This is a genomic window from Dubosiella muris, from assembly GCF_004793885.1.
GTDB lineage: Bacteria > Bacillota_I > Bacilli_A > Erysipelotrichales > Erysipelotrichaceae > Dubosiella > Dubosiella muris.
The window spans coordinates 19937-45753 of the sequence record NZ_SRYG01000016.1 but is presented as its reverse complement, the minus strand read 5'-3'; the positions used below and the strand labels follow the sequence as shown (position 1 = coordinate 45753).

The following is a 25817-nucleotide window of genomic DNA, read 5'->3' as shown; positions in this document are numbered from 1 at the left end:
GAACGATAAATGGTGTTCCGGAAACCCGGTGCACCATTTTTCTTTTGAATTTTTTGGATTTATTTCCCAAAACTTTCGAAAATAAAAAGTTTTCGGATTTTTATCCCAAAACTTCAAGTTCCACACGATCGCCTTTCTGAACCGGCCGGGCAAACAGCGCCTCCACCGTCCGCTTTTGCGAGGAAGTCATGGCGAAGGGCGGAAACGTGACCGTTCCTTTTTGGTTGATATGAAATTCCCGCGTTCCAAGCCGGCCCGCGCTTTCCTCGTCGATGTCGATTTGAGCAAAGCGGTCCTTTTCTGTTTTGAAATCATAAATCATATGATACGGCCCCCATGTCAGCTCTGGATCGCCGGGATCAAGATGGCGCTGGCGAAACTCGTCGGCGTAGGCGTTCGCGAAGGACGTCAGTTCCGTCAGCACGAGCCGGAATTCGGTGTTGAAATCATCGCGCCGAAACATGGATGGGATCGTGATGTTTCCTTGCGCATCCAAATCCAATGGAAAGAGGAGCCGTTCCAGCAAAGGACGTAAAAACGGCTCGTCGAGATGGCTTGCTTTCATGACCGATTCGACAACCGTGTCCCCTTTTCCATCGGGAACAAGCGTCAGGATTGTCGTGTCGTGGTCGACTGTTTTCATGATTTCCGCTTTTTCCAAACCGTCATCCATGAAAAACCGGTCGTATTCGTAGATGGCGCCCCCTGACTTCCAGACAAGCGTTTTCTGGGCGTCATTGTCGTTTTTCCAATCGGTTTTCGTGTTCAGTTCCCAATCCACATCCATCGCGTATTCGGCTTGGGCATCGAGTTTGTGAAGTCCTTGAACGACTTTGTCATCCACACTGGGAGCGGAGCAGCCCGCCAACCCGGCCAGCATCCCGAGCGTCAGCGCCTTTGCCCAGACGTTTCCTTTCTTTTTCATGAAACTCTCCCTTTAAAACCGCAAATGCTGTCCAAAATACACGATCATCGCCAGCGCGTACAAAAAAGTCGCACCCATCAAAACCACGTCATGCGCCACAATGTGTTTTTTTTTCGTTCCAAGCAGCGTCATGTACATCCACAAGACAAATAGAAACTGAAACGCATCCATGAACGTCACATCCCGATTGACCGCGTACATCATCGCGGCCGCGATGACGAGGCCGGCTACCGCCAGCCCGTTGCACACTTTGATGACGCGCGGTTCCAGGAGTTTTGCTTTTATGTTCTCCATCCTCGTTCTCCTCACATTCTGCCTTCTGTAAATCCAACGCGCGGATCGTCGAGCCCGTATTGTTCGGCCAGCGCCGCGAAATGCGTTTCAAAATAGTCGCCAAACCCTTTTTCAAACGAATGCTTGTCGGGAAACATCGAATAAATGTTTAATGCATCGCATACGGTTGCCCCCTGCTCGCTCATACGCTGCAAAATCGTCCGAAATTCGAAGCATGCCGCAAATTCCAAATGCATCGTTTCCCATTGTTTCGTTAAAATCTGCACGTCGAAATTATAAATCTTTCGTCCTAACGTAAACAAATTCATTCCCCATATGCGGCTGCATACGGATAACGTCACTTTTTCCATATCCACATAGGGAATGACGATTTCGCGGATTCCTTTGCCAAATAAAATTTCCGCGTATTCCTCATGTCGCGCACGAATGCGTAAATCCGACGAAGTCCATTCGATGACGCATCCCATTGGATTCCCCATCCCGAGCGGACTTCCTATGTCAAAGTCGTCAATGAGCGCAGGGCCATAATACAAACGTCTCTTTTTCATCCTAACCTCCTTTTTATTTCTTCTTACGATCATTATACCCTTTTAAAACAAGCAGCGCTTTTTAAAACCCAACCACTTACACTCCCTTTTTTACCACTTGCGAAAAAAGAGGAGAACAAGCCGCTCTCCTCTAATAAAAATAGTTTTCATTTTCATACCATGCGTATGTGTCGTTTTGGATATCGTGCAAAATCATATACCGGTTTTGCGTTGGACTGGCGTAAAGCTCGTCGCCCACATGGCCGACGCCATCGAAGTTTTCCCCGGCGATCTCGCATACTTTTTTGATCGTTCCAGCGGGTTCCAGCAAAGCCGCTTCCCCGGCACTCGCTTTTCCCAGCAAAAAGTACGCCATGTTCTCGTACACAAAGTGCGGCAGCGTCAACCCCGGCAGCGCGATTTCACCGGTTTCATCGAAATCTTTCAGCACCCGTTCCTGCTTCGTTGGAGCGTTACGGTATTCGAAACGGGCCATGTTGTCTTCGTGTTCCAAAATCAAATCGTCGCCATTCCGATAGATCGCGGCGTCTACCCAGTCCTGGCCGCTTGGATTCACGGTTTTGTTTTGGTCCGGGAAATCCGAGCTGACTGCTTCCACTGTGGCGATTGGCGTCTGGTTTTCCACAACCGGTTCACTTTCCGTCTGCCAGTAAATCTTTCCCTCGAAGCAAAGCGCGGGTGGCACGTCAAACGACAAAGGCAACGGTTTGGACTGGCATCCAAACAAGCACCCAAAAACGCAAAGCATAAGGATGATTGATTTGCGTCGCATCTATTCCCCTCCTTCTGCATGAAAAGGTAAGATCTTTCCTCTGATTTCATTGATTTTTAGTGGCCCAAATCTTCTTGAATCGTAAGAGTCGATTCGATTGTCGCCCATGACCCAGATTTCGTCTTTCTGCAATCGAAAAGAAGGAAGATTGCTTTGATCTTTTTGATTGGGTTTCAAATACGGTTCCGCCACAAGCGCATCCTCAATATACAAATTCCCCTGTCGATAGCTAATCTTTTCGCCTGGCAATCCGACAACCCGCTTTGCGATATTTTCATGTCCCTCTTTCCAAAAACTGACGATTTCGCCTCGCTTTAATGGAAACACGTATCCCGCGTTCAATTTGCGCAACGTGACCGGAAGTTTATACTTCACGATTACCGAATACTCCGCAATGTTCATAGAGCGTCCTTTCGTGATTCCAAACGTCGCCACAAAAACATTCAACAACACAAAAATCATCCCCGCGGCAAAAACAAGCCGCCACTTTCGTTTTCCTTTCATATTCTTACTCCCATTTCTTTGATTCCATCATAAAATGAACATGTCGCATGTAAACAAATTATTTCAACTGACCTGTTCGTTTATTCTTGTTTGGACTTCATAAAAAAAGCCGCTTCCGGTTTCCCTGCCGAAGCGGCCTGTGTTCTAGGACTGGATATGAAGAATGTCTTCCAGCACGTCCTCGATCTTTGTGTGGATCGTATGTGCGTGCGCCTTCACCTCGTCCGGGCAGTGCGCAAACGAATAGCTGTCCTTTGCGCAATCAAGCAACGGAATGTCGTTGAGCCCGTCCCCGATCGTAAACAACCGCTCGACTTCGTACCGGCCTGTCAGCTTGCGCAACGCGGCCGCCTTGGACACGCCCCGCTTGACGACATCGACATACGGCCCGTTGCGAAACGCCTGCACATTGTCGGGAAGGATCGGCATCCCCTGTCCGTCCTGAAGCGCAAACGACACGGCCCGGCCGCCATCGGCGACGGGAGCATACGCCGCCAAATCGCGCAGCAGCATCTTCACCGTTTCCTCATCCATCGTCTGTTCTTCGATCCAGTTTAAATTCCCATCCAATATCGCCGCGCCGTTGCACGCGATGATCGCGTCGTAAAAATCGGCCTCGTATTTTTTCAGTCCTTCTTTCATCTTGGCGACGGTTCGTCCACTCACGATCACGAACTGGTTTCCCCGCTTGCGAAACGCCTCGATTTGTTCGCGTGTTTTCGTTGAAATCGTTTTGCGCTGGACGATCGTCCCGTCAAAATCACTGCCAATCATCTGCATTGTTTTTCCTCGCTTTCCTCTTTTACGATACAAGCGATCCTTCTGGAAAACACGCAGCGATTCGTTGAACTTTTCCCCTTTTTTCTACTGCCAGTGGAGCGGCGAGTGGATCACGACCGCCTCCTCTTTGTCGTTTCTTGACTCGATTTGACCAAGGCGATACGCCGGGTCCCCGTTTTTGGCGATCACAAGCACCCCGATGCCGCAGTTGAAGGCTTTCATCATTTCCGCATCCGTATACGAAAGGGCGCGCTTCAGCCAGTGGAAAACGGGAGGTATCTTCACGTTGTCCAGTTCGAACACCGCTTTTTGATCCGGTTTCAACACCCGGCGGACGTTGCGCTCCAATCCAAACTGCGTGATATGGACCAGACATTTGATGTCCTCGTACCCGTTCGTCATCCCCGCGTAGCAAGCCGGCGCTTTCAAAAGTTCATCCAGCAGCCGTTTCGTTTTCCATTCCGGCCTTCGTTCCAGAAGCGCCTCCACAATCGTAAAGCCATGATGGTGCAGCCCGTTGGACGGCCAGTAGTAAATCGAGTCTCCCGCCTCGATACGCCGCGCATCGTAAGGCCGCTTCGCCTCCCCGATCCCGGTAAAGACGATTTGCGTTTCTTCCGGTTTCATGAACGGTTTGACCGAACGCTGCGCCTCAATCAATGGCATTCCCCGCTTTCTTCCCGCCGTTCGAGCAAGCGCTGTAAGCCGGGAAAACAGGGGAAGATTTTCCTGTCCGCTCAAGATTGTCATCGTCAGCGCGAGCGGACGGGCGTTCATCGTCATCCAATCGTTGCCTAGCGTCAAAAGCGCGTCGTCGACAAGCTCTTTCAAAGCGCCTTGCTCGAAGGCGAGATGCTGTTTGGCGCCCGGTTCGAGCGTCCTCGACACGAGAAGCGAGCCATCGCTTCTCTCCAGCACGCCGCCGCGAAACGACGGATTCCAGACGTTGTCCGGATGGCTTTCCTCGTTGAACCGGTCCCATCTTTCCACGTGCACATCCAAATGGGCGTGGTCGATTTTCTCCTGTTCAAAGCGTCCGTTCGCGATTTCCTCCATTGTTACGCCATACAGTCTGGACAGCTCCAGCAGCAAATCCAGCGGCGGGACGGCCATTCCGTTTTCCCACTTGGACACCGCCTGGGCACTGACGTGCAGCCGGCTGGCCACGTCTTTTTGCGTCCACGCGTGGGCTTGGCGCAGCCTGGTTAAAAACGCGCCAGTCTGTTCCCGTTCAATCATTGGTTCTCCTTTCCAGTCGATAAACAAAATACAAAAGAGCCATACTTTCCACGATCGCGGCGATCCAGTACACGAAAAACAAGCTCGTGTGCTGGACGATCCATCCCAGCCCCATCAAAACAAGGGCGTTGGCCAGCGCGGTGAAAGCGTTGACGGCCGAATAAAACCCAGCCCGGTTTTCGGAAGGAATTTGTTCCTGCATCCAAATGTCTTCCAGCGTCATGTACATGCCAAGCGCCCCTTCAAACAAGAGTACGAGGGCGATGTAGACGCCAAGCGAGCGGACTTGCGCGATGAGCACGCACACCCCGGTCAGCACAGCAAGCGTTGCTTTGATGAGCGTCGTCTGCTTCCAGCGCTTCAGCAGGGCGGTCGTCACAAACGAGGCGAGCGCGAACACGCCCATGATTGCGATCATCATACTGCTAATGATGGACGCGTTTTGATGAAAGTGCTCAAGCAAAATGAGCTGCCACGTCAGGATGAACACCGCGTATGGAATCGTGAACAACATGTTGAACCCGGCCAGCCGCCGAAAGACTGGATGCGAGAAAATGGAAACGACCTCTTTCCATCCGCTTCCGTTTTCCTCCCGGATGGTCCCGTAGTTGTCTTTGCCCACGACAAGCGTCACGACGGAAACCACGCCCAGGATCGCGATGGCCAGCAGCATTGGCAATGTGCGGGAGGCGGCGAAAAACATCGTGCACAACAGCAAGACCCCGATGCATACGGCGTTCATGACGCCGCGCAAAACCGGAATGATTGTTTCCCGCTCTTTGAGCGCGTCCTTTTCTTTCAGCTCCTCGTAGTACCAGCTTTGTGGCGAGCCGCTAAAGAGCGCGTTGCCCGCGGATTTCAAAATGGCGGCCAATACAAAGACAAGAAAGTTTTTGGATACGATGAACGCGATGTAGCCAAGCATGAGCACGAACAAGCCGATCGCGCTCGCTTTCTTGCGGCCGATGCGATCCGCGATCATTCCCGAAGGAAACTCGAAAACGAGCAGCAGGAAGTCCTCGATGGACAACAGCACGCTGATCAGACCGACACCGATCCCGCTGGAATATAAAATTTCCATGAACGACGATCCGTAGATTTTGTCCACCGCGCCATAGGCGAGCAAAATCAAAAAGTAGATCGCGTTGATTTTTTTGATTGTCATACTTTTTCTCCTTTGAATAAATACAAAAAAAACCAAAGAACAAGCGTCTTCGGTTTTCATGTGAATCGTTCTATCCCCAGACTCTTCGTTCGTGTTTTCTCATTCGATTGTGCACGGTCGAGGTGCTGCGGGGACAGCGTAAAAGGAGTTTTCTTCAGTCAGGAGAAAAGACGTTGCGAACAAATTCAACTGGATTGTGTTTTTCACTGTAAATGTTTTCATATCCTTTCCTCCTTGTTTTTCATTACTTTACATAGTTTTCAACAAGTTGTCAACGCTTTCATAAAAAATTTTTAAAGTGTTTATCAAAATCGGAAAGAGAAAATGATTCGCAATACTATCCCGACTCCATTTCTCTCGAAATTATCAACAATTTTTTGAAGAATCAACAATTTCTCTCGAATTTATCAACGATTTTTTGAAGAATTAACGATTTCTCTCGAATTTACTAACGATTTTTGAAGAATCAACGATTTCTCTCGAATGATGGATTTGAGGTTTCTGATTGACAATCCGTGTCGCTTGACTATAATGAACATTGTTCAGATTGAGGTGAGCCATGAATACGATCATCACATCCAAAGAGGAAATTTTAAAACACAGCCGCGAGCTGCTGCAAAAAAAAGGCTGGAACGCCATCAACATCCGCGCCCTCGCGACCGCCTGCCACGTGTCGGTGGGCTCCATTTACAACTATTTTCCTTCAAAGGCGGAGCTTGTATCGGAAACGATCGCAAGCGTCTGGCTTGAGATCTTCCACCAGCCCGACGAATCGTTTCAAACGATCGAAGCGTGCGTTCGCTGGATGTTTGAGCGCATGCGCTACGCTCAGACAGCCTATCCCGGATTCTTCACGCTGCACGCGTTCAGTTTCGCCAAGCCCGAAAAATCCGAAGGCAAGAAACGCATGGAGGAAACGTGGACACATATGGAAGCGAGCCTGTGCGCCATTTTGCATAGCGATCCCAACATCCGCCCCGACGCCTTCAATGCCCGCCTGTCCGAAAAACAGTTCGCCCACGTCCTGTTTTCGCTCATGATGTCGGCGTGGCTTCGCCACGATTTCGACCCCGACGTCGTGCTCGAGATCGTGCGCCGCACGGTGTATTAAGTTTCCTTGCACCGGGCGGGATATTTTTTTGCCTCAAAGTGAACAACGTTCAGAAAGGAGTCCTTTTTATGAAAGTTAAAAAGAATACATTGCTTTTGATCGCCTGCCTCGTCTGGTGCCTGGCCGGTTTTAACATTTTACGCATCGGCGTCGTCACGTACCCGCCGTATTTGACGTGGTACAACGTATTGCTGTCCATCGTCGTGTTCGCCCTTTTCCAGCTTTTCGTCTTTGGAAAACTCGTCACCAAACATACGAAGCGGATCCTCGACTACATTCAGGAACGCCAGTTCTTTTTAAAGTTTTTCGACGTCAAATCGTTTTTGATCATGGCCTTTATGATGGCGGGCGGTATCGCGATCCGCGCCTTCCATCTTTTGCCCGACGGATTCATCGCCGTCTTTTACACCGGACTGGGCGCCTCCCTGCTGTGGGCCGGCCTGTTGTTTGGATGCAGCTACGGCAAAGCCGTCAAGAGAGGAGCATAACCGATGCGCGCCTTGTTTGAAACCACGTTCGACATCGTCTACCTTGTCACCGTCACGACGCTTGGCGTCCTCATGATCCGCCAAAGCAAGTCCCGCTCCCAGTACCGGCTGTTTGGCTGGATGGCCGTCGTTCTTGGCGCCGGCGACGCGTTCCACCTCGTTCCGCGCGCCATCGCCCTGTGCACGACAGGACTGGACCACTACACGAGTGCTTTAGGGATCGGCAAATGGATCACCTCCATCACGATGACCGTGTTTTACGTCCTGCTCTATTTCGTATGGCGCAAACGCTACGCCATTCGCCAGCACAACGGTTTGAGCGCTTTGGTGTACAGTCTGGCCGGTTTGCGCATCCTGCTTTGCATGCTGCCCCAAAACGAGTGGCTCAGCGCCAGACCTCCATTGCTTTGGGGCGTGATCCGCAACATTCCGTTCGCCCTGCTCGGCTTGCTGATCATCGTGCTCTTCGCGTACAAAGTGAAACAAACGAACGACAAGCCGTTTCGCTGGATGGCGCTCACGATCGTGCTCAGCTTCGCCTTTTACATTCCCGTCGTCTTGTGGGCCGAGCAAATCCCGGCCATCGGCATGCTCATGATTCCCAAGACGTGCGCCTACGTCTGGACGATTTGGATCGGTTATCGGGCGATGAAAAACGACACGCAAAGCGAATGACGCCATCGCGTACCTCCGCCACCAGCGAACCGCCCATCTTTTCCATATAACCCCTGGCGATTGGCAAACCCAGACCGTGCGAATCGTTGTGAAAGCGCAGCGTGGCGTAGCGCTCGAACAGCTTTTCCACATCTGTGACGCGCAAGGCGCCCAATCCGTTTTCAAACACGACCGTTCGCTCGTCGATCATGGCGATCGCGATGCCGTCGGGAGCGTACTTCGCCGCGTTCGCCAGCAAATTCGTAAACACCCGCGCCATCGCCGGCGCGTTGCCCGTCACGACCATCGGATTCAGGTCGAGCGAAAGCTCGATCTGTTTTTTTTGCAGAAGCGCCCGCATTCCGACAATCGTCTCCTCAAGCACATGGTCGACACGCACCTCGGTCAAAGCAAGCGGATTGGCCCCGTCCTGCAAACGGGCGAACTCGAACAGCTCCTCACTCATCGCCTGCAACGCGCGCAGCCGTCCTTCCACGACCCGGACATCCTCCTGTCGCTGCCTTTCATCGTTTTCCTGCCAAAAAAGCTGCGTGTATCCCAACGCAGCCGTCAACGGCGTTCTCAAATCGTGAGCGATCGTTCCCATTTGCTCGTTGAGCCAGCGCGCCCTTCGATCCAGACGTAGGCGTTCCTTCCGGATCGTTTCCAGCGAATCGTTCAACGCGCCTGTCAGCGCGCGCAAAGAGGCGTCGGACGCCACGACCGGCAGCCTTCGATTCGTTTCCGACGCCGAACAGGCGCTCCACTCTTCTTTCAAACGCCGCAAAGCGTGTTTCAAACCAAGCCATTTCCACAAGAAAAATCCTGCCGCCAGCCATCCAAGCATACCGTCGCCTCCCTTTTTCTACCGCACTTCCTTGCGCGTGAACACCAGCCAGCCCGCGCCTATGAACACAATGGCTTCCACGAACAGCTGGATTGCCAAAACGACAGGTGGACACACGAACCCGAACACCAGCTGCATCATCGCGCCGGTTGGCAGCCACGACAGCGCGGTTTCGGCCACGGCGCGGGCGTTTCCGTCCAAAAACTTCGGATTCAAAACGGGCTCGTTGACCATTTCCCCGTTGACCTGCTGTTCGAGCACGAGCGTCTTTGGCGGCTCGATCAGCCGGTTCTGGATTTGAAACGCCACCAAAAACAACGCAATCAATCCAAGCAGGCACAAAATGACGCGTGTCGTTTTCTGGATCGGGCAAACGCTGACAAGCGTAAAGAAAAACGCCAGCGCGACTAGCGCGCTTGTGAGCAAGAGAACCGTCGTTCCGATGGACGCAGCTTCCAGCACGAAAGTGCCGATGCCGATTTGCACGAGCAAAAAGAGCGCTTCGAACCACAACGTGATGCCCAAACTCGTGAGCGCGTATGTCAAGAAAACGGCGGAACGCGTCTTGCCGACGATGAGTTTGTTGCGCAAGAGGCCGTTGGCCTCGTCATTGCCTGTCCATACCGGGATACACACGCTTTGCGCCAAAGCCACGACCGGCAGCGTGATCCACAAGCCGTCGTTCATGGTTGCCGCGTCGTTCGCGCGAACACTCAGCACGATGCCGGAAAGTATGAGCAGCGCCAGCGTCACGATCCAAAATCCTTTCGAATGGCGGATCCGAAATCCGTCCGCGCAGAACAACCCTCTCATCGTGTCCCGCCTTTCATGATTTGCATGTACACGGCTTCCAGGTCCTCGTTGACGATCTGGATCGAGCGCACGTCGATGCCGGCTTTCGCCAATTCCAGGGCGAGCTCTCCGGCCGGACGATTGGTTTCCACCCGCCAGCGGTCGGCGCCCAGCGCCTTGTACGCCATCCGGTTTCGATCCCAATAGGAAACGAGTTTTTCCATCGGCTTCGCCTCGATTTCCACGACTGGTTTTGCGTGTTCGTCAAGTTCCTTCGCGCTTGTTTCCAGCACGATCTTCCCGCCTTTCAAAAAGCCGTACCAGTCGGCCAGCTTGGCCAGCTCGGCTAAAACGTGGCTTGAAATCAAAAACGTGATGCGATGCTCCTTGTTCAGCTTTAAAATGAGTTCCCGCAGCTCGATCATGCCTTGCGGATCGAGTCCGTTGGTCGGCTCGTCCAAAAGGATGAAGTCGGGATGGCCGATCAATGCCATCGCCAGCCCGAGCCGCTGCCGCATGCCCAGCGAGAAATCGCCCGCCTTCTTCGTGCCCGGATCGTTCAGTCCCACCCATTCGAGCGCTTCCTTTTCGTGCCCGGGTTCCAGTTCGAGCAGTCTGGCTTGGGCGCGTACGTTGGATAACGCGTCCAGTTCCGGATCGAGCGCGGGCATCTCGACGATCGCGCCCATGCGTTTGCGCGCCAGGTGAATCGCCTTGTCGCTCGCGTCGACATCAAAGAGCGAATACGTTCCGGCGTCCGGCTTTTGCAGGCCGGTCAAGATGCGAATGAGCGTCGTCTTGCCAGCCCCGTTTTCTCCAATTAGTCCGTAAATGCTTCCGGCCGGAATGTGGAGTGAGCAGCCCTTGAGCACGGGCTGTCCGTACGCTTTTTCAATATTCCGGCATACACAAACATCTTCCATCGTTTCACTTCCCTTCCTTTCCATCGTACCAAAGCCCGGTTACGCTTTCGGGAAAGAAAAGGTTACGTTTTTGTTAAGAAAGATGGTAGCCAATGCCCCAAAGCGCCTCGATCCGGTCCGTACCGGTCAATGTTTTCAGCTTCGCGCGCAAACGCGACATGTGCACTTTGAGCGTGGAGGCGCTCATCAGCACATCCTGGCTGGCCAATGTATCGAGCAGGGCCGTTCGCGTCATCGTCCCGTCGCGCGCCTGCATCAAAGCGGACAGGATCTTGGTTTCAATGGGCGTCAGCCTGATCGTTTGGCCGTCATGCCTTGCCTCGTTTTGAACGAGAGCGAGATCGTTGTAGCGGAGCGTTTGTTGGCGCGTGGCGTCGACAGGCCGCAAGTGGACGCGAACGCGGGCGACGAGCTCCTTCAGTTCGAAAGGCTTGGTCATGTAGTCGACAGCGCCCTGAAGCAGAAGCTCGACTTTGTGGTCGAGATCGCTCTTGGCGCTCAGCACCACCACGGGAACCGTCCGGATGGCGGACAGCACATCCTCGCCGGACAGTCCAGGAAGCATCAAATCCAGCACGACGAGGTCGACAGGCCGGCTTTGAAAGACGAGGAGCGCCTCGCTGCCCGAATACGCCCGCCAGGTGGCGAATCCTTCGTTTTTGAGCGCGGCTTCGATCATGTTGCCAATGTATTCGTCGTCTTCGACGATCAATATCGTTTTCATGGATTTATTGTATACCGAACGACGCCGGCCTGCCTGACTTTTTTCAATCGTCTCATTGCATGTCGTTTCTATTTTGGCTAAGCTGAAGAAAAAAGAGGTGAAACCATGGCAAACGAGTCCAAAAAAGATTTCAACGCGATGCTCGACGATTCGAAAGACATGCCAAAAACCGTCGTCATCACGGATCCCGAAAGCATTCAAAAATACGGCGGAAGCCGGATGTTTTTCGCGCCGCCCAAAACATACGACACGCTCATGAAGCAAGTCCCGTTCGGCCAAGTCGTCACGGTCGGCATCCTGCGCGATGTTTTAGCCCGAGCAAACAATGCCGACTTTACCGATACCATCACGGCGGGCATCTTCGTTTCGATTGCCGCCTGGGCGAGCGAGCAGCGCGACCTGGATAAAACGCCGTACTGGCGAACGCTCAAAGCCGGCGGCGAGCTCAATCCGAAGTATCCCGGCGGCGTTTTGGCCCAAAAACAACGTCTGGAAGCCGAGGGCCACGTCATCGTCCAGAAAGGACGCAAGCCCATCAAATACTTTGTGCAGGACTTCGAGTCCGCCCTGTTCCCGTTCCAGTAAAAAGCCCGGAAACTCCGGGTCTTTTACTCTTTCCATTCGATGGTGTCCTCTTTCGGCCACTCGATCGTCTCCCCCACCGCGAGATCGCGCTCGAACACCTTTTGCGTGTTTTGTTTGAAGGCTTCCGGCACGTCGTCGTACGACACGTCGACCGTGTATTTTTCCGACCGGTCGATCCAGTCCACATAACCTTCATATTTCACTTTCAACTCGATGTCGGCCTCGATTTTCTGGAAGCGGCCTTCCTCGTCCAGCCAAAACGTAAAATCGCAGCGGCTCATATCGTAGTCAGTCATGCTTTCGTTGCTTCTTTGCTGCTCCTCCAACAAGAGCTTGTTGAATTGCGGCATCGCGCTCTTGCGCAAGGAAGCCTTCACTTTCTGCCCGTCCTGCTCCCATGCAAATTCGCTTTTCAGTCCAATGCACCGTCCCTGATCGTCCAGCCGCATCGGACGCTTCAAATCAAACTCCAAAGACTCGGTATACGGATCCTGCTCGGCATCATGCACCGGATACGTCTGCACCGACTTGACTTCAAAGACGCCATAGGCGAGAATTCCAGTCATTTTCTTGATTTGATCTTTTGTCCTCTGCCTCAAGCTATCGGCTGGCATTTGATTTTTCTTTTCACTTCGAACATATTCATATTGCGCTTCCGGCGTCTTCCACACCATTTCAAGAAAACGCACACCTTCCGGTTTTTCATATGTTGTCCGCATCGAGTACGAAGACGTCGCCTCCACGTTCTTTAACGCGTCCATCATGGTTTCTGTCACATCGGTCGAATCGGCGCTGGCGCAGCCGGCCAAAAGCGCCACGCAAACCAGGCCGATGATTGCTCGTTTGATCGTTTTCATCGTTTTCCCCTTTCAACTGTTTTTCGGCAAAGGAAATTCCCCTGCCGGCTGCGGGATGCCTTCTCCATCCCATGGCACATTGTCCCCGATCTGATGGTCTTGATCCAGCAGCGCTTTCGTTTGTTCGCGCACCTTTTCATTGCCCTGATCGTAGGCGAATCCGATCTCGGTTTCGACACGACGCGATTCGGGCTCGCCGTCTTTTTTGGAAAACGTGTAGTCCTGTACAATGTCCACTTTGACGAGCTCATCCTGCCCGTTCAAATGGAACGTGTAATCGCACTGTTTCAAGTCGAGCGTTTTCAAATCCTTGCCAAGATCGTGCCATTCCTGCACGATTCCCTCGTTCAATTCGGGAATGCGCTTTTTTTGCAAGGTGGCGCGGTACGTGTTGTCTTTTTCAATCGTCCAGTCGAAAAAGTCTTTCAATCCGTCCACGTTCGACTCGGCGTCAAAGAGAAACGGAAAGCGGACATACTCATACACATTGCCCAAATACCGGGAGCCCGCCTGCCCGGTTTGGTCGATCGACTGCACTTCGAACACGTCAAAGCTCCATTTTCCCGACACCGTTTTGGCATGGCCGTCGTCAAAACGCGAAACGATCCGATGCCACGGCGAGTCGACGTAGCTGTACACTTCGTCCTTGTCTTTCCACGTTTCGTAAAAGATCTCGTAGCGCGCGTCATCTTCCGTTTCCTTTACGTGCATTGTGTACGAATCGGTTCGCTCCATCTTTTCAAACATCGCCACCATCCGTCCGGAAACCGCGGCCGGATCGGGCCTGGCGCACCCGCACACCAGCAAAGCCGCCAGCGCCGCTTTCATGATCTTCATTGTCCTTCTCCTTCTTTTTTCCACTGCCCGGCCTTGGCCGTATAACGCGTATGCGGTTCCAGCGGCATCGGCCCGCTTTGTTGTCCATCGAGCGTGATCGTCCACGTGTAGTCGCCTTTTTCCAGCCAGAACGCCTGCTCCAGCCGATTCGCTCCTTGCAGCCAGTCCCGCACCCGCGCGCTCTGGCTCGCCACCATCTTTCCATCGCGCCACACCTCGATCGTGACGACCTCGTCCTTTGAAAAATCGTCTTCCAGCGTTAAATCCAAATAGTAAGTTAGCCACGCGTAGCCTTCCTCATCCAGCCGGTCCAGATTTTGCTGTAGGACGGCCACGGAACGGTAGCCTTCCTTGATGTCGCGGCCGACTTCTTCGCTGAGCTGTTCGGCGGTGATCGTCTGCTCCTGGTCCCCGCTTCGCCACGTCAGCGCGCTCGCGTTGGTGATCAACGAAAGCAGGAGAAGGGCGTTTTGTTTCGTGTACGCCTCGTTCATCACGCGCTCTCCATCGACGATCAGCCTCGTATCGTCCAGTTCCATCGTGTAGCCGCCGATCCAGTTGGACACGCGCATCGTCTCCAGCAGCCGGGACACGCCCGACACGTCCCCCACGTACTCGACGCGGCGGGCGTACAAGGCGGCCAGCTCGCTTGAAATCGCCTGGTTGTTTTCCCACGCCGTCCAGCCGCCCACGTCCACTTTTTCGACGCCGCCATTGGCTGTGTAAACGACCGTTTCCGGCGCCTGCTGCGTGCCCGGCACCGTGTACACTTCGGCTTGCACGCGCCCGTCGGTTTCGCTCCACGCCACCCGGGACACTTTGCGTCCTTCCACGTCGCTGGCCACTTGCAGCACGACGTCGTCCAGTTTGACGTCCACCGTGTAGCCCAGCGTGGCGGGATCGGCTTTCGTTCCCCAGCCAAACACCCAGACGCCGATGCCGGCGCTGACGGCCAGCAGCGCCACGCACACCGCCACGATCACGTTGCGGCGGCCTTTTTTGCGCACTTTCTTCAAGTAATCGACTTCGATGGCGTCCTCCATGGCGCTTTCTTGTTCCTCGCGCATTCGTTCAAGCGATTTTTGACAGCGCGGACAATGCGCCAGATGGTCCTCGATGAGCTTGTCGCTTTCCGGACTCGTCAAATGGTCGATGTAGTTTGGCAGCAAGTCGTTCACTAGCGCGTGCAGTTTTTCATGCTCCATCTTCCTCCAACTCCTTTCTTAGCTTTTCGCGGGCCCGATAGTACTGGACGCGGGCGGCGTTTTCACTGACCGACAACACTTCGCCGATTTGGCGGAAGCTCAAGTTGCCGTATATGCGCAAATACAAGATCTCCCGGCTCGCTTCCGGCAAGTTGTGCAGCCGCTTCAGCAGCTCGACTTTGTCGATTTCCTCCCCGAACGAGCGGGCCATGAACGACTCGTCGAGCTCGAGCAGCTCGGGATTTTTCCTGCGCCAAATCGCGTACTGGTTTTTCGCGATCGCGCAAAGCCACGTCGAGATCTTCGACTCGCCCTTGAAGCGGTGAATGGATTGCACCGCCTGGTAAAACGTTTCCTGCGTCAGCTCCTCGGCCACATCCTCCCCCGTGCCTAGAGAAAGAAGGTAGCGATAGACGAAGCGCGCGTATTTTTCATAGATCTCGTCCAACTCTTCTTCCTCCTTTCATCTATCGGTACGCTTTTTTCCGTTTTCGTTACAAACTTTTTTCTTTTTTTAATCCAGAGCCTCGACATAAAAGCTCACCGGCCGAAACCCGTCGTTGCAGCTGAGCATAACCGCGTGCTTGTCTTTCATCCAGCCTTCGTAAATGTCGCCGCCGCCATACGCCAGCGTCATCGCGAACGGGTAAATCGTCTGCCACGCGCTGTCGCAAAAGCCTTCCGGTTTTCGCAGGTTCTCGACGATCCAGCTTTGTCCGACCTCGATCGTGCACGCTTCCTCAAGTTCGTTTTCAAATCGTTCCATCAAGTCACGATGCTCCACCTGCTTCATCGCTGTGATTCGAATCGTTTTCATCGTTTCCCTCTTTCTTTTTCCGTTTTAAAAGCGCTTTCATTCCGCGCTTCTTTTGACTATAATCTCATTGTATAAGAAAAGGTGCTTTAACGAAATCGTTATATTCTTTTCATAGACGAACCAAAGGAGGAAAACATGGCTGGAATTTACGATGAGGATACATTCTTTGCGAATTACGCAAACATGGAGCGCAGCCAGGGACTCGAATACGCGGGCGAGTGGAAGCAGCTGCAAGCGCTGTTTCCCGACGTATCCAATCAACGGGTTCTTGATTTAGGCTGCGGGATGGGGTGGCATGCCCGTTATTTTGTCGATCATGGGGCTCGCTTTGTGCTCGCTCTTGATCTCAGCGAAAACATGCTTGCCAAAGCCAGGGCGCTGCATCGCTCACCAAAAATCGAATACCGGCAAGCCGACTTGTCCAGCTTTTCGTTCGAAGGCTCGTTTGATTTCGTGTTCTCGAACTTGTGCCTGCACTATGTGGACGATCTTTCCACGCTTTTTCGACAGGTTTACACCACGTTGGAAAGGGGTGGTGTCTTTTTGTTCAATATCGAGCATCCGGTATTTACCGCCGGCGATCAGCAGTGGATTGGCGAAGACACCAACCATCCGGTATGGAAAGTGGATGCGTATTTTCAGGAGGGGGCGCGGAAGACCCGCTTTTTGGATTGCGAAGTCGTAAAATACCATCACACGCTGACGACGCTGCTGAACGGGCTTCTCCAAACCGGCTTTACATTGGAAGCGGTGGAGGAGGTCGTTCCTTCGTCAAAGCTTCTTGATCCGAAAACCTACGCGCTGGAGATGCGCCGGCCGATGATGCTGCTTGTCAAAGCGCGCAAATAAAAAGCGAAGTTCTCGTTTTCTTCGCTTTTTTGTTTGCCGGATCCATAGAAAAAAGGAGCTGTCGCCAGCCCCTAATTTCATTTCAATCCATGATTTCTTGGTTAAGTTTTTTTGAATTAAGCGATTGCTTTCATTGCTTTTTCTACGATAGCAATTTTTGCTGCTTCTTCGTCAGCTTTTGCAGCGTCGCCTTCTTCGCGATGTTTCTTTTCCCAACCTTTAAGTGTTGCCAAACGCTCGTCAAGACGATCTTTTGCTGTCTGGGCGTATTTGCCAGTCTCGTCGAAATGTTCAACCAAGTCAGCAACTACTTCGTCACCATAAGCATTACCGCCGATTGCGTCAGTCAATACTTTTTTGAATTCATCTTTTGTCATGATAATTACCTACATTCCTACTGTAAAGTCTTTACTATCTCGGCCTGTTCTGGAATGCTTTAACCTTTCATTTTCAACATTTTAGTTCATAAATTCAGGTCTGAGTTGGGGCTTTTGAATGCCTTGTTACTTTACATTCTCATAATACAAACCTTCATTCGAAATTGACAGCGAGATGCAACATGAAATTGAATTTTTTTTAAAAATCGCTTTTTTGAGCCAAAAAGGACAGAATCGGGCTTGTTTTTGGCGTTAAGTTCTACAGAAAACAATACATATCGTTCTTTCTTCGTTTGTTTCCGGCTTTCAAATCCTTTGAAATGTCCTATCCTTCCTTTTTGACTTTCTATCCAGTTTTTTTGGATTTTCGTCTTTGGATCGGCATGAAAAAAGGAGCCGGGAACAGCTCCTAATTTCATTTCAATCCATGATTTCTTGGTTAAGTTTTTTTGAATTAAGCGATTGCTTTCATTGCTTTTTCTACGATAGCAATTTTTGCTGCTTCTTCGTCAGCTTTTGCAGCGTCGCCTTCTTCGCGATGTTTCTTTTCCCAACCTTTAAGTGTTGCCAAACGCTCGTCAAGACGATCTTTTGCTGTCTGGGCGTATTTGCCAGTCTCGTCGAAATGTTCAACCAAGTCAGCAACTACTTCGTCACCGTATGCGTTTCCGCCGATTGCGTCAGTCAATACTTTTTTGAATTCATCTTTTGTCATGATAATTACCTACATTCCTACTGTAAAGTCTTTTACTATCTCGGCCTGTTCTGGAATGCTTTAACCTTTCATTTTCATCATTTTAATTCATAAATTCAGGTCTGAGTTGGGGCTTTTGAATGCCTTGTTACTTTACATTCTCATAATACAAACCTTCATTCGAAATTGACAGCAATATGCATCATGAAATTTAAATCTTTTTAAAAATTGCCTTTTTCTTTAAAAAATAGATGAATTCCGCGTTTTTCAGGTATATGTATTACTATAAATAATACTTTCTAACTTTTTTCCCGACTTTGCCTTTTCCCCCCATAACAAGTTTCGTCAACTTTTTCAGTGCTTTGCCTTTTCGGCGTCCCGCCAGTTGTCCTGATAGCCGCTCAGCAGATCGGTAAACCGCTTTGTTGTCAAATGCGGCCTTGTGATGGCGCTTCCCACCACGACGCTGTGGGCGCCAAGGAAAATGCACTTCATCGCGTCTTCCGGCGTGTAAATGTGTCCTTCCATCATCACGTACGCATCGTCCTTGAAATCCCGGCACATTTTCGCGAACATCCGCATATCTGGTCCTTCAATGTGCGCGGTTTCCTTCGTATAGCCATACAGCGTCGGCGCGACGATGTCGGCGCCGTTTTCAATGGCCCGCTTCGCCTCCTCGTAGTTGGACACGTCCGCGAACACGATCGCTTCCGGGATTTCCTTTTTGACGTCCTTGATCAAGTCCCACGCCTGCGTGCCTTCATGCGTCGTTTGCGCCGTGCAGTCCAGGGCAATAATTTCCGCGCCCGCTTCCCAGATGGCGCGCACTTCCTTCATCGTCGGCGTGATGAACACGTCGGTGTCGTCGTGCCACACTTTCCAAAGGCCGATCATCGACAGTTCGGGAACCGCCTGCTTGATGGCCTTGATTTGCTCGGGCGAATTGGCGCGGATGCCCACGGCCCCGCCCCAGCGTGCCGCTTCCGCCATTTTCACGACCATATCGTCAGTATAGATCGGATCGTCATGCTGCACCTGGCAGCTGACGATCAGCCCGCCTTTCATCTTTTCCAAAATTTCCTTTTTCCGCGCATCGGTTGTCTTCATACTCTCTTTCCTCCTGTTCCGCTGCTTCAATCGCAAATCACAATGTTTTCCAGCCGCTCGTCTTCCGGGCACGCGTCCATGTAAATATCCTGAAACGCGTCCAGTCTGGCCCAGGAACAAAGCGCCCGCTTGCCGATCTTGGACGCGTCGACAAGCAAGCGGCTGTGCCGGCAGCGCTTGAGCACTTCCTTTTTCACCTGGCCGACTTCAAAATCGAACACGCTCGCCTCGCCCCGTTCCAGGTCGATGCCGTTGGTCGTCAAAAACGCCAAGTCAAAATTGAATTGTTTGAGCATCTCAATCGTCAGCGGACCATACGACATGTCCCGGTTCAAACCGAATTCGCCCCCCAGCAAATAAATCGTTCCCGGAAACGTGGCGGGCAGCTTTTGCAAAAAATACGTATTCGGCGTAATGACGGTGACACGCATGGTCGCGATCCATTCCGCCAAAAACAACGTCGTCGTGCCCCCGTCGACATATATGCAGTCGCCTTCGTGAATCGTTCGCGCCGCTCTGGCGCACAAAAGCCGCTTTTGCGCCTCGTTCACGTTTTCCTTGGCGCGAATGGCGACTTCGTTGGCGCTCGACACGGTGGCGGCCCGCTCCTTAAGCACGGCGCCGCCCCGTTCCCGAATGACGACGCCCTGGTTTTCAAGCTCGATCAAGTCGCGCATCGCGCTCGATCTGGATACGTCGAAGCGCTCCATGATTTCCTTGACGGAAACGAACGCGTCGCGCTCGATCATTTCCCGAATGAGCATCAATCGCTGGGCGCTTAGCATCAGCCGCCCACCCGCACTTTCACGCCTTTTTTCGCGCCGGTTTCGATATACGGTTCCAATTTTTGTTTTTCCATCATTTTCTCCTTTTCATACGCGTATGGCCGTCCAAGATTTTTCCATTTGGAAGCGCCCAGTGGATGGAACGGCAGCAAGTCGACTTCCTGAATGCGGTTGCTGGCCGCAAAATCGAGAACAGCCTCAATCGTTTCGGACTCGTCGTTGAATCCGGGAATGACCGGCATGCGAATCACGATTTTTTCGGGATGATTTTTCGCCAAGTACCGGAAATTGGCGACGACCAGCTCGCCGTTGCCACCCGTGATGGCGTTCAGCTTTCCCGCGTCGAGATGCTTGAGGTCCATCAAAAACAAGTCGACGTCATCCACGACTTCACGCAGCATGGCCGGCGCGTAGCTACCGGTCGTTTCCAGCGCCACATGCAAGCTTTGGGCTTTGAGCTTTTTGAGCAAGGTTTTCAATCCTTCGGGCTGCATAAACACTTCCCCGCCCGACAGCGTCACCCCGCCGCCGCTTTCCTCGTAAAAATCCCAATCTTTCATCGCGATGTCCACGAGCTCGTCTTCGGTGTAGTCCGTGCCCGAAAACGTGATCGCGTCGTTCAGGCACTCTTGGGCGCATGCCTGGCAGCCTTTGCAGCGCGACCGGTCAATCTGCCATTTTCCTTCAGGAAACGCGATGGCCGAAGCCGGGCACACCGTCCGGCACATTTGACAGTGGACGCACTTTTTTTCATCGTGAAGCAGCTCGACTTTTTGGCTCCACGTTTCGGGATTGGCGCACCACGGACAGTGCATGTGACAGCCTTTGAAAAAGATCGTCGTACGGATGCCGGGACCGTCGTGGGTGGCGAATCGCTCGATATTGGTTACTCTAATCATAAAGCGTCCGGCTGAGCAGTTCTTCCTGCACGTCTTTGGTCAAATTGACGAACACGGCGCTGTATCCGGCGACGCGGACAATCAAATCGGGATAGTTTTCCGGGTGGATTTGCGCGTCTTCCAAAACGCCGCGATCCACGACGGTGACCATGAGCTGGCACCCGCCGTTTTTAAAGTACGTTTGAAAGAGGGCTTTGACTTTTTCTTTGTCCTCGTGCATCATGCGCGGCGTGAACTTGATGTTTTGCACGCTGCCGCCATGGTATTTGGCGTCGAAGCGGGCGAGCGATTTGAGCACGGCGGTCGGCCCGTTTTTGGCATTGCCTCCTTGCGGATTGTTGGCGGGATTCATGTACACGCCTTTTTTGCGGCCGTCCAGCGAGGCGTCGGTTTCATGGCCCCAGTCCGTGTTCGTCTGGTTGTTGGAGATGACGATCAAGTAATAGCCAAGGCCCGCCTCGATTCCTTTTTGCCGGATGCCTTTGGCGACGTACTCGTACAAATCGTTGGCGAGCTCGTCGCATTCGGTTTCGTCGTTGCCGTATTTGGGCAGCGTCAAAATTTCCTTCTGGAGCTTTTCATAGCCGGCAAAATTGGCGAGCGCGGCTTTGTTGAGTTGTTCCAGAGTGTACTTCTTTTCGTCGTATACGAGCGTTTTGATCGTGGATAACGCGTCGCTGGCGTTGATGTTGCCATACGTTTCGTTGGTGCCGCCTAAAATTTCGACACCGCCATCAAGCAGCGCTTTTTGGCGTCCAAGGCAATCATCCATCAAAATCGAATTGAATAAAAACGACACTTCCTCGCTCATCGTTTCATAACTATGTTTTTGGGCTTCGACGCTTAAATCAAAATAGTAGTCGAGAACGGCTTTGTATTGATCGTACAGCGCGTCGAACGTCGTCAGTTCCGAAAGCGGCTTGAGGGATAATGGGCCCGCCTTGTACACGCCATCCATCGGGTCGACGCCTTCGTTGAGCGCGATTTGAAGCAGCTTGACTAAATTGAGCAGCGTGTTGGGCGTGCCGACGCTTTTGCCCTGGATGACGAACTCGCCGCAGCCAAACGGAATGTATTGCTCGGCAAGCTCTTTGGGCACGCGCATCGCGTACTGGACGGCGGGCACGTTGACATCGTCGTTGTACAGCGTGGGATACGTGGCGCCGGAAGCGATGCACTCGTAGGCCATGTCCATGATTTCGGGATCGGTGTTTTGATCGAAGCGAAGGGTGAATTGCGGCTCGACGTACCGGGTGTCCTTGCATACCCGCAAGCAGATCTTCGTGAACAGATCGCACTCTTCCTTGTCTTTTCTTCCCTGGCCGCCGACAATGATGCGGCCATTGACGGTCGTCCGTCGGTTCTCAATCATTTTCCAAAGCGATTTGAGCAACCGGTACGCTTCGTCTTCCGTGAGTGTTCCCCGGTCGATGTCCTGTTTCAAATACGGGCCGAGCACGATGTCGAGGCGGCCGTAATTGATGCAGCCGGCGCATAAGGCGTACAGCCAAAACAGCTGGAGCGCCTGTCGGAAGGTGGCGGGCTTGTGGTCGAGCAGAAAGTCGAGGTCGGCTTCCATTTGCTCGAGTTCCTGGATCCGTTTCGCGCTTTTTCCTTGTTTAGCTTCGTGGACGAGTTCGATTTGACGGCGAAGGACGTCTTTGAACAAATCGAGCGCCTGCGCGCACGCGTCCATGAACGGGTTGGATGGCCGGCTTTCGATTTCCTGTTGGAGGCCGTCGATGCCTTGCCGCATAAGTTTTTGATAGTCGAGCATCATGCCCGAAAGGCGGGCGGTCGCCATGAATGGATATTTGCAGTCGATAAAGCGGCCGGTCGTCGTGTCGTTGAGAACGTCCTGACAATACAACGTCTTGACGTCGTGGTCCTGCCAGAAATCATACAGCGCGTCCACACGGTGCCATTCGCTTTCGGGCAGTTGTTCTTTAAAGGCGCGCAGCTTGTGAAACACGCAATAGTGGCCCACGCCGCCAACGCTGGTGACGGCCCCGAATCCAATGGGGAGAAAATCGAGTCGTCCCGCGATCAAGTCGTCGTCTTCGATGGTACGAAACAAAGTCGGATAAATTGTTTTTAGACATTCGATTTCCCGTTTCGCCTTGTCCTCGTGCTGATTCGCCTTGTAGGCGTCTGTATATCTTTCCATGATTTCGAGTTGTTCCATAACCGGCTTTTCGCAAGGGATCTTTTTGGAGATTTCCACGTTTTGCACGCCGTCGATATTGATTTTTGCCATCGCATTCTTCCTCTTATTCTTTCTGCCTTTACTATAGCATCTATTTTGGAATGTTCAATCCAATTTTATTCTTTTTTATTCATTTTTATTCAAAATAGTTCACATCAAGTTCTGTCCCTCTTTTTTGTTGCGGTTTTGTCCACTCTGTCTACGATTTATTTTGAAGAATTGTATATTTTTTCATCAGCAGATTTCTGATACGATGGGCACATCAGAAATGAGGTATAGCTATGAAAACAAAACACACGACGAATGAAATCGTTTTGACGGCGCTGGGCATGGCGCTCGTGTTCGTGGCGACGATGTTTATTAAGATCCCCAACCCGCTCGACGGCTATTTTAATTTAGGGGATGGCTTTTTGATGTTGTTTGCGGGGATGCTGAATCCGTTTTGCGCGTTTTTGGTTGGCGGCCTGGGTTCCGCTCTGGCGGATGTTGCGGGCGGCTACGCGTATTATTTTATTTGGACGTTGCTGATCAAAGGCGTCGAGGCGTTTTTGATTTCCGAGCTGTTCCACCGGTTTGGTCCGAAATACAAGCTGGGCTACTATGGCCTGGGCGCCATCGTCATGGTGGTCGGCTACTTCTTCGCGAAATGGTTTTTGAAGGGCAGCGCGCTCATCGCGTTGTCGGGCGTGCCGGAAAACATCCTGCAAAGCGTGGTGGGCATCGTCATCGCCTGGGCGGCTTATCCAATCATCCAAAAAGCTTTGGGAAGAACGCGGCACTTGAAAGCGGAATAAGCGCAAAAATGCGGTTCAAAAAAGTCTTGCCCGAACGACAAGACTTTTTGATTGGTTTTATGCTTACATAATTTGCGCTTTGGCGTCTGGAAGCTCTTCTTTCAATTCCTCATCCGGAATGTTGCCAAACTGCACGAGCAAGTCGTACATGTCGGTGCCTTTGAGCTTTTTGATACCCGCCTGCAACGCGGCTTTTTCGATTGGATTCAGCTTCATGTCGGTGACTGGCTTGCCGTCGCGCAGCTTCGTTGTCGCGTAAAGCAAGTCACGCACGTCGAACGCGCTTCCCCATACTTCCGGTACGCCGCGGTCGACATCGCAAAGGGTGTACACGGCTTCCATGCCGGTGCGCATCGAGTATTCGGTTGTGAAAATCGTATCGCGCGGCGTTTCGGCGAATTGACCGATGAACGCGAAGTTTTTCGCTCCTTCCGGCACGACATTTGGACGATCGTCTTTTTGTCTTGGCATGAAGAACGCGGTAATGTACGGCATCATGCAAGGCACGGTGTTGGCGCTCTTTTCTGCCAGCTCTTCAATTTGATCTTCCGGCACGCCCAGGTGGTACAGCCACTCCATGCAAATTTCTTTTCCGGTGCAGTCGCGCATCGCTTTTTTTACATAGTTTCCTGGCTTGTCCGTAAACAAACCGTAAATCCAGCCGACAAGCTGGTCTTTTGGCTGATCTCTAAATTGAGGCTGCCGGTTGAAGGTCCAGGACAACAGCCAGTTTGAATCCATCACGGTCACGATTCCGCCTGTGACGACACGACCCGAGAACGGATCGCGCTTCGTGATTTTTTCAATATATGGCGGAATCTTGTCGTCCAGCGTCGTCACGGTCGCGGACTCCCAGTTGGTGAGTTCCGGCGTCGAGCAGAACTTATGCGGATGGCCAAACGACTTGTCTTGCGCGGCGATGTTTTTCCACATATCCCATACGCCGCCTTGTTTTAACTCGGTGTTGAATTTGGCTGGTTCGTTTTGCGAGCCAAACGAAGAGTTTTCCACGCAGCTTCCGTTGGTGATGAACACCAAATCGTTTTCTGTCAAGTCGATTTGTTTTTGTTGCCCGTCCGCTTCTGTCACAAGCAAACCAGTCACGACTTTGTGATCCGGCTCGATTTCAAACATGACGTCATCGACTTTTACATTGTACTGGAAATCGACATCGTGCGCTTTCAAATAGTTGATCATTGGCAGGATCATCGACTCGTACTGGTTGTATTTTGTGAACCGGAGCGCGGAGAAATCCGGCAGACCGTCGATATGATGGATATAGCGTTGAATGTAGCGTTTCATTTCCAGCGCACTGTGCCAGTTTTCAAAAGCGAACATCGTCCGCCAGTACATCCAGAAATTGGAGTCCAGCACTTCGTCGTCAAAAAACTCGGTGATTTTCTTGTTTTCCAATTCTTCTTCCGGGGTGAAAAACAGCTTCATGATTTGCATTTGGGCTTTGTCGGACAATCCAAATTTCTTGTCCGTGTGCGCGTCTTGTCCACGATTGACTGTCGCCCGGCACAACGAGTAGTTTGGATCGCGCTTGTTTAAATAATAATAGTAATCCAAAACGGACATGTTCGGGTCTTCGATGGATGGGATGTCGCGGAACAAATCCCACATGACTTCAAAGTGATTGTCCATTTCGCGGCCGCCACGCATCGTATAGCCCAGACCCGGATACTGGTATCCGTCGCAGGCCCCGCCAGGCAGCGCGTCTTTTTCAAGAATGTGGATTCTCTTTCCGTCCATTTGGGCGTCCCGCACAAGGAAGCAGGCAGCCGAAAGCGCGGCCAGTCCGGATCCAATGATGTACGCCGACTTGTTTTCAATGCCTTCCGGTTTGAGCGGATGGGCAAACGCTTCATAATTTCCACTTGAATAATACATGAATAAATCCTCCTTGAGACGCAAATCCCCTTTGGCTTTCAATATCTTTATTATAAATTTTCAACGTGCAAATTGCTTTTAAATTGCCTGACTAAAACAAAAAAAAATCGGGATAAAACCAAAATTTTGTTTTTTGTTTCCCGATT

Annotated in this window: 31 protein-coding genes; 6 read left to right on the top strand and 25 right to left on the bottom strand. The window is 52.0% G+C overall.

Features of this window, described 5'->3' with window-relative positions; all coding sequences use genetic code 11:
• Positions 1–100: 100 nt before the first annotated feature.
• The 8 genes from E5336_RS08310 to E5336_RS08275 form a co-directional block, all read right to left on the bottom strand.
• A complete protein-coding gene (locus E5336_RS08310) occupies positions 101–925 on the bottom strand; it encodes a hypothetical protein (protein WP_135980657.1) in 825 nt (274 codons plus the stop codon).
• Positions 926–937: 12 nt separating this feature from the next.
• Positions 938–1219 (bottom strand): hypothetical protein, encoded by a 282-nt coding sequence (locus E5336_RS08305; RefSeq protein ID WP_135980656.1) that lies wholly within the window; start codon positions 1217–1219, stop codon positions 938–940.
• Positions 1220–1230: 11 nt separating this feature from the next.
• Entirely contained in the window at positions 1231–1767 is a 537-nt protein-coding gene (locus tag E5336_RS08300) for a hypothetical protein (protein ID WP_135980655.1), read from the bottom strand.
• Between the two features lie 130 nt (positions 1768–1897).
• Complete coding sequence (locus E5336_RS08295) at positions 1898–2539, bottom strand: hypothetical protein (protein WP_135980654.1); 642 nt, start codon at positions 2537–2539, stop codon at positions 1898–1900.
• Positions 2540–3043 (bottom strand): signal peptidase I, encoded by a 504-nt coding sequence (gene lepB, locus E5336_RS08290; RefSeq protein WP_135980653.1) that lies wholly within the window; start codon positions 3041–3043, stop codon positions 2540–2542.
• Positions 3044–3187: 144 nt separating this feature from the next.
• Positions 3188–3856, bottom strand: coding sequence for an HAD family hydrolase (locus E5336_RS08285; RefSeq protein WP_135980652.1), 669 nt, complete (start codon positions 3854–3856; stop codon positions 3188–3190).
• Between the two features lie 51 nt (positions 3857–3907).
• The gene (locus tag E5336_RS08280; RefSeq protein ID WP_135980651.1) at positions 3908–5062 is read right to left on the bottom strand and encodes a helix-turn-helix domain-containing protein; all 1155 of its coding nucleotides are present in this window, start codon (positions 5060–5062) and stop codon (positions 3908–3910) included.
• Entirely contained in the window at positions 5055–6227 is a 1173-nt protein-coding gene (locus E5336_RS08275; RefSeq protein ID WP_135980650.1) for an MFS transporter, read from the bottom strand. Before E5336_RS08275 ends, E5336_RS08280 begins: the two co-directional genes overlap by 8 nt.
• Before the next feature lie 559 nt (positions 6228–6786).
• Here E5336_RS08275 and E5336_RS08270 point away from each other — a divergent pair.
• The 3 genes from E5336_RS08270 (at position 6787) to E5336_RS08260 (ending at position 8501) form a co-directional block, all read left to right on the top strand.
• On the top strand, positions 6787–7338 hold the full coding sequence (locus E5336_RS08270) for a TetR/AcrR family transcriptional regulator (RefSeq protein WP_135980649.1): 552 nt from the start codon (positions 6787–6789) through the stop codon (positions 7336–7338).
• A gap of 68 nt (positions 7339–7406) precedes the next feature.
• Complete coding sequence (locus E5336_RS08265; RefSeq protein WP_135980648.1) at positions 7407–7826, top strand: hypothetical protein; 420 nt, start codon at positions 7407–7409, stop codon at positions 7824–7826.
• A gap of 3 nt (positions 7827–7829) precedes the next feature.
• Positions 7830–8501, top strand: a complete 672-nt coding sequence (locus tag E5336_RS08260) for a hypothetical protein (RefSeq protein ID WP_135980647.1) — start codon at positions 7830–7832, stop codon at positions 8499–8501.
• Here E5336_RS08260 and E5336_RS08255 read toward each other — a convergent pair.
• The 4 genes from E5336_RS08255 to E5336_RS08240 form a co-directional block, all read right to left on the bottom strand.
• Positions 8419–9327, bottom strand: a complete 909-nt coding sequence (locus E5336_RS08255) for a sensor histidine kinase (RefSeq protein WP_135980646.1) — start codon at positions 9325–9327, stop codon at positions 8419–8421. The two genes, E5336_RS08260 and E5336_RS08255, sit on opposite strands and share 83 nt — an antisense overlap.
• Positions 9328–9345: 18 nt before the next feature.
• Entirely contained in the window at positions 9346–10140 is a 795-nt protein-coding gene (locus E5336_RS08250) for a hypothetical protein (protein WP_135980645.1), read from the bottom strand.
• Positions 10137–11042, bottom strand: a complete 906-nt coding sequence (locus E5336_RS08245; RefSeq protein ID WP_135980644.1) for an ABC transporter ATP-binding protein — start codon at positions 11040–11042, stop codon at positions 10137–10139. The genes E5336_RS08250 and E5336_RS08245 overlap by 4 nt, the downstream gene beginning before the upstream one ends.
• 73 nt (positions 11043–11115) lie before the next feature.
• Positions 11116–11766 (bottom strand): response regulator transcription factor, encoded by a 651-nt coding sequence (locus tag E5336_RS08240; protein ID WP_135980643.1) that lies wholly within the window; start codon positions 11764–11766, stop codon positions 11116–11118.
• A gap of 105 nt (positions 11767–11871) precedes the next feature.
• Here E5336_RS08240 and E5336_RS08235 point away from each other — a divergent pair, with 105 nt between their 5' ends.
• Entirely contained in the window at positions 11872–12351 is a 480-nt protein-coding gene (locus E5336_RS08235) for an MGMT family protein (protein WP_135980642.1), read from the top strand.
• Positions 12352–12374: 23 nt separating this feature from the next.
• Here the strand turns inward: E5336_RS08235 and E5336_RS08230 are convergent, their stop codons facing one another.
• The 5 genes from E5336_RS08230 to E5336_RS08210 form a co-directional block, all read right to left on the bottom strand.
• Positions 12375–13208 (bottom strand): hypothetical protein, encoded by an 834-nt coding sequence (locus E5336_RS08230; RefSeq protein ID WP_135980641.1) that lies wholly within the window; start codon positions 13206–13208, stop codon positions 12375–12377.
• A gap of 12 nt (positions 13209–13220) precedes the next feature.
• Positions 13221–14045, bottom strand: a complete 825-nt coding sequence (locus tag E5336_RS08225) for a hypothetical protein (protein WP_135980640.1) — start codon at positions 14043–14045, stop codon at positions 13221–13223.
• A complete protein-coding gene (locus E5336_RS08220; protein WP_135980639.1) occupies positions 14042–15250 on the bottom strand; it encodes a zf-HC2 domain-containing protein in 1209 nt (402 codons plus the stop codon). Before E5336_RS08220 ends, E5336_RS08225 begins: the two co-directional genes overlap by 4 nt.
• Positions 15240–15698 carry an RNA polymerase sigma factor gene (locus tag E5336_RS08215; protein ID WP_135980638.1) on the bottom strand — a complete coding sequence of 153 codons (459 nt, stop codon included), beginning with the start codon at positions 15696–15698 and terminating at the stop codon, positions 15240–15242. Before E5336_RS08215 ends, E5336_RS08220 begins: the two co-directional genes overlap by 11 nt.
• Before the next feature lie 66 nt (positions 15699–15764).
• Positions 15765–16067, bottom strand: coding sequence for a TIGR04076 family protein (locus E5336_RS08210; protein WP_135980637.1), 303 nt, complete (start codon positions 16065–16067; stop codon positions 15765–15767).
• A gap of 135 nt (positions 16068–16202) precedes the next feature.
• Between E5336_RS08210 and E5336_RS08205 the strand changes: the two genes are divergently transcribed.
• A complete protein-coding gene (locus E5336_RS08205; RefSeq protein ID WP_135980636.1) occupies positions 16203–16916 on the top strand; it encodes a class I SAM-dependent methyltransferase in 714 nt (237 codons plus the stop codon).
• Positions 16917–17032: 116 nt separating this feature from the next.
• Here the strand turns inward: E5336_RS08205 and E5336_RS08200 are convergent, their stop codons facing one another.
• The 7 genes from E5336_RS08200 to E5336_RS08170 form a co-directional block, all read right to left on the bottom strand.
• Positions 17033–17293, bottom strand: a complete 261-nt coding sequence (locus E5336_RS08200) for an FRAT-87 protein (protein WP_135980634.1) — start codon at positions 17291–17293, stop codon at positions 17033–17035.
• Between the two features lie 131 nt (positions 17294–17424).
• Complete coding sequence (locus tag E5336_RS08195) at positions 17425–17712, bottom strand: hypothetical protein (protein ID WP_135980635.1); 288 nt, start codon at positions 17710–17712, stop codon at positions 17425–17427.
• Between the two features lie 35 nt (positions 17713–17747).
• Positions 17748–18008, bottom strand: coding sequence for an FRAT-87 protein (locus E5336_RS08190; RefSeq protein ID WP_135980634.1), 261 nt, complete (start codon positions 18006–18008; stop codon positions 17748–17750).
• 333 nt (positions 18009–18341) lie between these two features.
• Positions 18342–19094, bottom strand: a complete 753-nt coding sequence (locus E5336_RS08185) for an N-acetylmannosamine-6-phosphate 2-epimerase (RefSeq protein WP_135980633.1) — start codon at positions 19092–19094, stop codon at positions 18342–18344.
• A 26-nt stretch (positions 19095–19120) separates the two neighbouring features.
• Entirely contained in the window at positions 19121–19879 is a 759-nt protein-coding gene (locus E5336_RS08180) for a DeoR/GlpR family DNA-binding transcription regulator (protein WP_135980632.1), read from the bottom strand.
• Positions 19879–20778 carry a glycyl-radical enzyme activating protein gene (locus E5336_RS08175; RefSeq protein WP_135980631.1) on the bottom strand — a complete coding sequence of 300 codons (900 nt, stop codon included), beginning with the start codon at positions 20776–20778 and terminating at the stop codon, positions 19879–19881. The genes E5336_RS08180 and E5336_RS08175 overlap by 1 nt, the downstream gene beginning before the upstream one ends.
• Positions 20771–23035 (bottom strand): pyruvate formate lyase family protein, encoded by a 2265-nt coding sequence (locus tag E5336_RS08170; RefSeq protein WP_135980630.1) that lies wholly within the window; start codon positions 23033–23035, stop codon positions 20771–20773. Before E5336_RS08170 ends, E5336_RS08175 begins: the two co-directional genes overlap by 8 nt.
• 230 nt (positions 23036–23265) lie before the next feature.
• Between E5336_RS08170 and E5336_RS08165 the strand changes: the two genes are divergently transcribed.
• Positions 23266–23778: an ECF transporter S component gene (locus tag E5336_RS08165; RefSeq protein ID WP_135980629.1), complete on the top strand. Its 513-nt coding sequence runs from the start codon at positions 23266–23268 to the stop codon at positions 23776–23778.
• A gap of 63 nt (positions 23779–23841) precedes the next feature.
• Here E5336_RS08165 and E5336_RS08160 read toward each other — a convergent pair whose 3' ends face one another.
• A complete protein-coding gene (locus E5336_RS08160) occupies positions 23842–25671 on the bottom strand; it encodes an oleate hydratase (RefSeq protein WP_135980628.1) in 1830 nt (609 codons plus the stop codon).
• Positions 25672–25817 lie beyond the last annotated feature (146 nt).

Excerpts from the sequence above, each read along its gene's own strand:
- E5336_RS08220 (WP_135980639.1), bottom strand. The coding sequence starts at position 15,250 with ATGGAGCATGAAAAACTGCACGCGCTAGTGAACGACTTGCTGCCAAAC.
- E5336_RS08300 (WP_135980655.1), bottom strand. The coding sequence starts at position 1,767 with ATGAAAAAGAGACGTTTGTATTATGGCCCTGCGCTCATTGACGACTTT.
- E5336_RS08170 (WP_135980630.1), bottom strand. The coding sequence starts at position 23,035 with ATGGCAAAAATCAATATCGACGGCGTGCAAAACGTGGAAATCTCCAAA.
- E5336_RS08230 (WP_135980641.1), bottom strand. The coding sequence starts at position 13,208 with ATGAAAACGATCAAACGAGCAATCATCGGCCTGGTTTGCGTGGCGCTT.
- E5336_RS08200 (WP_135980634.1), bottom strand. The coding sequence starts at position 17,293 with ATGACAAAAGATGAATTCAAAAAAGTATTGACTGACGCAATCGGCGGT.
- E5336_RS08190 (WP_135980634.1), bottom strand. The coding sequence starts at position 18,008 with ATGACAAAAGATGAATTCAAAAAAGTATTGACTGACGCAATCGGCGGA.
- E5336_RS08180 (WP_135980632.1), bottom strand. The coding sequence starts at position 19,879 with ATGCTAAGCGCCCAGCGATTGATGCTCATTCGGGAAATGATCGAGCGC.
- E5336_RS08185 (WP_135980633.1), bottom strand. The coding sequence starts at position 19,094 with ATGAAGACAACCGATGCGCGGAAAAAGGAAATTTTGGAAAAGATGAAA.
- E5336_RS08195 (WP_135980635.1), bottom strand. The coding sequence starts at position 17,712 with ATGAAATTAGGAGCTGTTCCCGGCTCCTTTTTTCATGCCGATCCAAAG.
- E5336_RS08295 (WP_135980654.1), bottom strand. The coding sequence starts at position 2,539 with ATGCGACGCAAATCAATCATCCTTATGCTTTGCGTTTTTGGGTGCTTG.
- E5336_RS08280 (WP_135980651.1), bottom strand. The coding sequence starts at position 5,062 with ATGATTGAACGGGAACAGACTGGCGCGTTTTTAACCAGGCTGCGCCAA.
- E5336_RS08310 (WP_135980657.1), bottom strand. The coding sequence starts at position 925 with ATGAAAAAGAAAGGAAACGTCTGGGCAAAGGCGCTGACGCTCGGGATG.
- E5336_RS08205 (WP_135980636.1), top strand. The coding sequence starts at position 16,203 with ATGGCTGGAATTTACGATGAGGATACATTCTTTGCGAATTACGCAAAC.
- E5336_RS08255 (WP_135980646.1), bottom strand. The coding sequence starts at position 9,327 with ATGCTTGGATGGCTGGCGGCAGGATTTTTCTTGTGGAAATGGCTTGGT.
- lepB (WP_135980653.1), bottom strand. The coding sequence starts at position 3,043 with ATGAAAGGAAAACGAAAGTGGCGGCTTGTTTTTGCCGCGGGGATGATT.
- E5336_RS08275 (WP_135980650.1), bottom strand. The coding sequence starts at position 6,227 with ATGACAATCAAAAAAATCAACGCGATCTACTTTTTGATTTTGCTCGCC.
- E5336_RS08175 (WP_135980631.1), bottom strand. The coding sequence starts at position 20,778 with ATGATTAGAGTAACCAATATCGAGCGATTCGCCACCCACGACGGTCCC.
- E5336_RS08160 (WP_135980628.1), bottom strand. The coding sequence starts at position 25,671 with ATGTATTATTCAAGTGGAAATTATGAAGCGTTTGCCCATCCGCTCAAA.
- E5336_RS08225 (WP_135980640.1), bottom strand. The coding sequence starts at position 14,045 with ATGAAGATCATGAAAGCGGCGCTGGCGGCTTTGCTGGTGTGCGGGTGC.
- E5336_RS08235 (WP_135980642.1), top strand. The coding sequence starts at position 11,872 with ATGGCAAACGAGTCCAAAAAAGATTTCAACGCGATGCTCGACGATTCG.
- E5336_RS08165 (WP_135980629.1), top strand. The coding sequence starts at position 23,266 with ATGAAAACAAAACACACGACGAATGAAATCGTTTTGACGGCGCTGGGC.
- E5336_RS08305 (WP_135980656.1), bottom strand. The coding sequence starts at position 1,219 with ATGGAGAACATAAAAGCAAAACTCCTGGAACCGCGCGTCATCAAAGTG.
- E5336_RS08270 (WP_135980649.1), top strand. The coding sequence starts at position 6,787 with ATGAATACGATCATCACATCCAAAGAGGAAATTTTAAAACACAGCCGC.
- E5336_RS08260 (WP_135980647.1), top strand. The coding sequence starts at position 7,830 with ATGCGCGCCTTGTTTGAAACCACGTTCGACATCGTCTACCTTGTCACC.
- E5336_RS08245 (WP_135980644.1), bottom strand. The coding sequence starts at position 11,042 with ATGGAAGATGTTTGTGTATGCCGGAATATTGAAAAAGCGTACGGACAG.
- E5336_RS08250 (WP_135980645.1), bottom strand. The coding sequence starts at position 10,140 with ATGAGAGGGTTGTTCTGCGCGGACGGATTTCGGATCCGCCATTCGAAA.
- E5336_RS08210 (WP_135980637.1), bottom strand. The coding sequence starts at position 16,067 with ATGAAAACGATTCGAATCACAGCGATGAAGCAGGTGGAGCATCGTGAC.
- E5336_RS08240 (WP_135980643.1), bottom strand. The coding sequence starts at position 11,766 with ATGAAAACGATATTGATCGTCGAAGACGACGAATACATTGGCAACATG.
- E5336_RS08265 (WP_135980648.1), top strand. The coding sequence starts at position 7,407 with ATGAAAGTTAAAAAGAATACATTGCTTTTGATCGCCTGCCTCGTCTGG.